8 protein-coding genes are annotated in these 4,350 nt (G+C 62.3%); 5 read left to right on the top strand and 3 right to left on the bottom strand.

Features of this window, described 5'->3' with window-relative positions:
• The 3 genes from ACLBYG_RS31460 to ACLBYG_RS31450 form a co-directional block, all read left to right on the top strand.
• The coding region (locus ACLBYG_RS31460; protein WP_447684070.1) for a hypothetical protein at positions 1-308 on the top strand (308 nt) is incomplete at its 5' end.
• Positions 309-479: 171 nt separating this feature from the next.
• Entirely contained in the window at positions 480-845 is a 366-nt protein-coding gene (locus ACLBYG_RS31455; protein WP_447684069.1) for a hypothetical protein, read from the top strand.
• A 77-nt stretch (positions 846-922) separates the two neighbouring features.
• Positions 923-1,270: a hypothetical protein gene (locus tag ACLBYG_RS31450; RefSeq protein ID WP_447684068.1), complete on the top strand. Its 348-nt coding sequence runs from the start codon at positions 923-925 to the stop codon at positions 1,268-1,270.
• A 234-nt stretch (positions 1,271-1,504) separates the two neighbouring features.
• Here ACLBYG_RS31450 and ACLBYG_RS31445 read toward each other — a convergent pair whose 3' ends face one another.
• Together ACLBYG_RS31445 and ACLBYG_RS31440 are read right to left on the bottom strand one after the other, a co-directional pair.
• The gene (locus ACLBYG_RS31445; RefSeq protein WP_447684067.1) at positions 1,505-2,176 is read right to left on the bottom strand and encodes a phosphotransferase; all 672 of its coding nucleotides are present in this window, start codon (positions 2,174-2,176) and stop codon (positions 1,505-1,507) included.
• The gene (locus tag ACLBYG_RS31440) at positions 2,143-2,376 is read right to left on the bottom strand and encodes a hypothetical protein (protein WP_447684066.1); all 234 of its coding nucleotides are present in this window, start codon (positions 2,374-2,376) and stop codon (positions 2,143-2,145) included. Before ACLBYG_RS31440 ends, ACLBYG_RS31445 begins: the two co-directional genes overlap by 34 nt.
• Positions 2,377-2,673: 297 nt before the next feature.
• On the opposite strand from ACLBYG_RS31440, the gene ACLBYG_RS31435 reads away from it, so the two are divergent.
• Positions 2,674-2,874: a hypothetical protein gene (locus ACLBYG_RS31435; protein ID WP_447684065.1), complete on the top strand. Its 201-nt coding sequence runs from the start codon at positions 2,674-2,676 to the stop codon at positions 2,872-2,874.
• Positions 2,875-3,258: 384 nt separating this feature from the next.
• A complete protein-coding gene (locus ACLBYG_RS31430; RefSeq protein ID WP_447684064.1) occupies positions 3,259-3,639 on the top strand; it encodes a hypothetical protein in 381 nt (126 codons plus the stop codon).
• A 395-nt stretch (positions 3,640-4,034) separates the two neighbouring features.
• Here the strand turns inward: ACLBYG_RS31430 and ACLBYG_RS31425 are convergent.
• The coding region (locus ACLBYG_RS31425) for an SLC13 family permease (protein WP_447683886.1) at positions 4,035-4,350 on the bottom strand (316 nt) is incomplete at its 5' end.

Below are 4,350 nucleotides of genomic sequence, written 5' to 3'. Positions count from 1 at the left end.
TCCCTGGACGCGCCCGTGCGTCCTCTGTCCTGGACGCGCCTATGCGTCCGCTATCTATATTCTCGGTGGAGGGTGACGTGAGAACAGAACTAGCGCGGCGGCAGCCGACGCCTTGGGTGATCGACCATGGCGGGACCCTACGCGACGCCAACGGCAAGGTCGTGCGCCTGTCGGGTTTAGGTACCGCGCTGAACGCGACCAGCTTCTTCCCGCATGCTGATCGCAATCGAGATTTCATGCTGCAGGCCGTGAATAGGCTAGGTCGCGAGTTGGATCGAGCTGAAGCCGAGGATGCTGACGCGGTCTAATTGCCGACGCTCCACGCTGACAGCTATTCGAAAATCAAAAAAGAAAGCGAGTTCGCCGGCCGCTCACTGTGGCCTGTGAAGACCGCCAGCGCCCTGCTGGCACAAAGCGGCCGAGGAAGCGGCTGGTACCCGCCCCTCGGCCTAATCCTCACCCCGACCAAGGAATGAGTCATGCCTGCCAATAACACGAATCGAATTGTTGCCCATGGCGGACCGGTCTCGGCCACGCTCAAGACGTTGCGTGACGCACAGGATCTGCCCTGGCTGTTGGACGGCTCCGCCGAGCAGGAACGACGCGCTGGGCTGTACGAAGCTACCAGAGCGCTGGAAGAGGGCTTCCACAATCAATCCGAGCTGTTGGTGCTCTCGACAGCGGCTTATCGCGGCCCGGTCGAGCTGGCCCGGCGGATTCGCGAGACGGAATTCGGCAGCAAGGATTTCCCGAAGCGGCGATCATTCGGCGCCTTCCTAGAACACCTCTTCGGTGATCAAGGCGCCAATGGTGAGTATGCCAACGCCTACGTCTACGCGCTCTAAGTCATCCTCCCGTTCATTCGCAGCGTGCATTGAAGGGGCCGGCGATGACATATTCGAAACGCACTTATACCGAGACCATGGGCCAGATCGAAAAGCCGGAACAAACCATCCGCGGCGGCTACATGATCGCACGGCGACACAAGGACTCTGGAATCCTGGTCCGGATTGCGAGCCGACCTTTTGAGCATGCCAGCCGGGACGAAGCTGAAGCCCAGGCACGGCGTCTGGCCGAGCGGCACGGTGATGAATTCACCGTGTTCGCGGAGGTCGCGTCCGTGATGCCACCGCTCAAGGAATTGGGCGAGGTGCCATTGACTGAGCCACCGCTGCCAGTTCCCGAGCCGCCGCCTCGCCGTGCTCTAGTCGTCGAGCGCCGCGTCTCGCGTAAGCCGAAAACGGCAGGCCGAGTGCCTAACGGAGGCTGAGCGGCAAGCCAGCGCGCGACGTCGTCGAACGGCCGCGCCACCCGGGGCGGCCGTCTCTCGTTGTGGTGCGGCTTACCGATGCGCCGGTGTCGGAACTGTCGGCGCACTGAATTGGTGGCGAGGTCCAATTCGCTCACCGAGATCCGAATCGCCATTTGATCGCTGCGCGAAGCCGACGATTGCGCAGGGGGTGCGGCTTCAGAACCTTAGCCTGCGATCCAGCACGGTTGCCGCTTAGTCGAAGACTTTCAGCCAGAGATCGTCCGCTAGGATGCAGAACTCCGCGAGTAACAGCAGGGCGCGGATTTTGGCCAGCTTGACGAAGTGCGGCGATGCGCGCCGCTCTGCCCCGGACAGCGGGCGCACGCGCTCATGGCCCCCCAGTAGCGCGGCGATGAGCACTGCCTTCGCCGGGTCATCGCGCACGAAATGCCAAATCGCGGTCCCGAGATCGAGCGCGTAGGGGCCGTGGCCACAATCATCGACATCGAAGAAGCCGATCGTGCCGTCCTGAGTAATGGCGTTGGCCGGCCGTGCGTCCCCGTGACAATTGCCCGGCGGCAGATCGTGCGTCGCAGGATCGCTGAGCATCTCCGCGAGGTATCGGTCTACGGCGTGCCGCACGGCGTCGCTGCCGGTAATGCCCGCCAGCGACGCAGCGGGCTGGGCGCACAGCGTTGTTGGATCGAGCGGACGCGCACCGCCGGCCTCGATCCCGGATAGAGCCCCGTGCAGCCGCGCCAGCGCCGAGCCGAACAGCGCCACGTCTTCCGGGTCGTCGGCGATCGGCCGACCGTCGAGGGCGTGGAACAAGCCGGCCACGTGGTCTACGCCGTCGAACAGCACGTGCGCGCAATGCGCACCATCGGCAGTTAGGATGGGTCGCGCCACGTCGATGCTCGGCATTGGTCGAACTTGTGCAGCAGGCACATCTCGAACGCGATCTCGGCCTTGGATCGGCCGAAGGGTCGGTAGAGACGCAGATAGTAGGCATTGTCGCCCGCGTTGAGACGATAGGTTCGGTTCGCGCCGGGGACGACCAACGTGCAGCCGGCGAACACGCGTCCGTAGCGGTTGGAGAGGGCGTGGAGGTCGATGTCGCTCACTCGCTTCCGCGCCTCCAAGCCTTCCCGAGCCCCCCGGAATGCCATCGGGTTGCGCATCGTGTCGAGGATCCTGGACGCCTCACGATCGTTCGATATAGCCTGAAGCTTAATCTGGATTAGTTTGAGGTAGGCTATATATAAACGATCTACAGTCCCCAATAATTCATAGAGAAAGAATAGCTAGACCACGTTTTCTAGCACCCCCGCACACCCGCGAATGCGGCAAGCGGAGCCAATGGCGGGTTGGATACTTATTGTGGTATCTGACGCGCAGAGTTGCGTAACTGTGGGCCTTTCATGATCACTGAAACAGAGGTTGCCACCGCGCAGTCGTCCCCGCTGTGGCAGGTCCTGGCCGACTTGCAGGCCGCAAACGTCCGCGCAACCCGGCTGAATGTCTGGGCCCGGGCAACGGACATCGGCGTGACGGATGCCCAGATCAGCGCGATCGTCGACGATCTCGCCGCCGAAGGTGGACTGAACGAGGTGGCCGCGTGATGCGGGACGACCCGAGCCAGATACTGGCGGCCCTCTTTAGGCGCGTCCCGGTGCACGCGATCGACGTCCCTGCGGCCCAGCGAGCCGGAAACATCGCCGCCGTGGCCTACGCATCAGCAATGGCGGAATGGCGCAGGGAAGCTGCCCAGGCCGTAGTAGCTACCCTGACCAGCAGCCCCGGACATGGCTGCCACGCCCGACGTCTTCGCCCGCATCGCCACCGCGTCGGCGCTGATCCAGCAGGCGACCGAATGACCCCTCCCATGCTGAAGAGGAGGGGTAGGGGCAAAACTTCAGCTGATCAGGGGTTCGGACCGCACGGGATCCCACTCGCAGATTTTATTTTTCAGTGGTCCGATTTCGTAATTCAAGTTGGAGGTTGTGATGGCGGGTCAGCACGGAGGTAAACGCCGAGGCGCGGGTCGAAAGCGGGCGGCAATTATTGCGCCCGAACCCATTCTCGATTTCGTCGAATTGCTCGAGCGTCTGCCGCGTACAGTGGTCGGCCGCCAACGGCGATGCGCACTCGCCTTGGCAGCGTTCGGAGCTGATGACAGGCAGATCAGCGCGGCGCTTGGAATTGATGCGGCGCAGGTCACACAGCTCTTCGGCACCGACATCGATTTGGGGCGGATCGCTCTGCAGGCGAACATTCGAAAGGAACTCATGCGCGCTGCACTTGGGGATGGACGGCCCTTCAGCACAGCAGCCGCGGCCGCCGCGCTGAAATTGCTTGCCTTGCCAGACAAAAGCCACCTCGATTAAGGCGGTTTCACCTGAGGCAGTGCCGTGTGGCGCCTGCAAGTCGGCAGTCCGGCGAGCTGCGTAACCTCAGCCTGTTGCTTGCAATCTTCAAAATGACCCTGAGCCTTCCTGCCGTGATGCTGCTGCGGCGCGGGTCAGTCGCATCATGCTTCAGAGCATTGACCTGCAACTGCTTATTAAGTTTGGTCGCCGCACTCGCGCCCACCTAAATGCCAAGGCAGCCTTTTTCCCTAATTTTCACCGCCGTAGGTTCGACCGCGATCATACTCAGCGTTTCGGAACATCTGCTTGCCGGAGATTTGGTCGCCTTCAGATGACCGAAGGTGGCCGAAAGCAGCCCGGCAGCTTTCAGCAGGGACGGCAGGAAGAGCGGATAGACGCATACCATGCACAGATCACACGGGATGAAGAGGCCAGACAAACGCAATTAGAGGAATACCGACCACGATCACGATGAGTGAGAGCGGTAGCCCGAGCCGCGCATAGTCACCGAAACGGTAACCGCCCGGGCCCATCACGAGCGTATTACACTGGTGGCCAATCGGCGTGAGGAAGTCACAAGCGGCGCCCAGCGCTACCGCCATCAGGAAGGGATCCAGGCTGAGGCCCAGCCTGGTCGCAAGCTTCGCGGCGATTGGACCCATCACGAGAACCGTGGCGGCGTTGTTGAGAAACGGCGTGACCGCCATCGCCAGGATCAGTACGGCGCCA

This window comes from Methylobacterium sp. D53M, from assembly GCF_053345625.1.
Note: the sequence above shows the minus strand (reverse complement) of the source record. Positions and strands in the feature narration are given on the sequence as shown.

Excerpts from the sequence above, each read along its gene's own strand:
- ACLBYG_RS31455 (WP_447684069.1), top strand. The coding sequence starts at position 480 with ATGCCTGCCAATAACACGAATCGAATTGTTGCCCATGGCGGACCGGTC.
- ACLBYG_RS31450 (WP_447684068.1), top strand. The coding sequence starts at position 923 with ATGGGCCAGATCGAAAAGCCGGAACAAACCATCCGCGGCGGCTACATG.
- ACLBYG_RS31445 (WP_447684067.1), bottom strand. The coding sequence starts at position 2,176 with ATGCCGAGCATCGACGTGGCGCGACCCATCCTAACTGCCGATGGTGCG.
- ACLBYG_RS31435 (WP_447684065.1), top strand. The coding sequence starts at position 2,674 with ATGATCACTGAAACAGAGGTTGCCACCGCGCAGTCGTCCCCGCTGTGG.
- ACLBYG_RS31430 (WP_447684064.1), top strand. The coding sequence starts at position 3,259 with ATGGCGGGTCAGCACGGAGGTAAACGCCGAGGCGCGGGTCGAAAGCGG.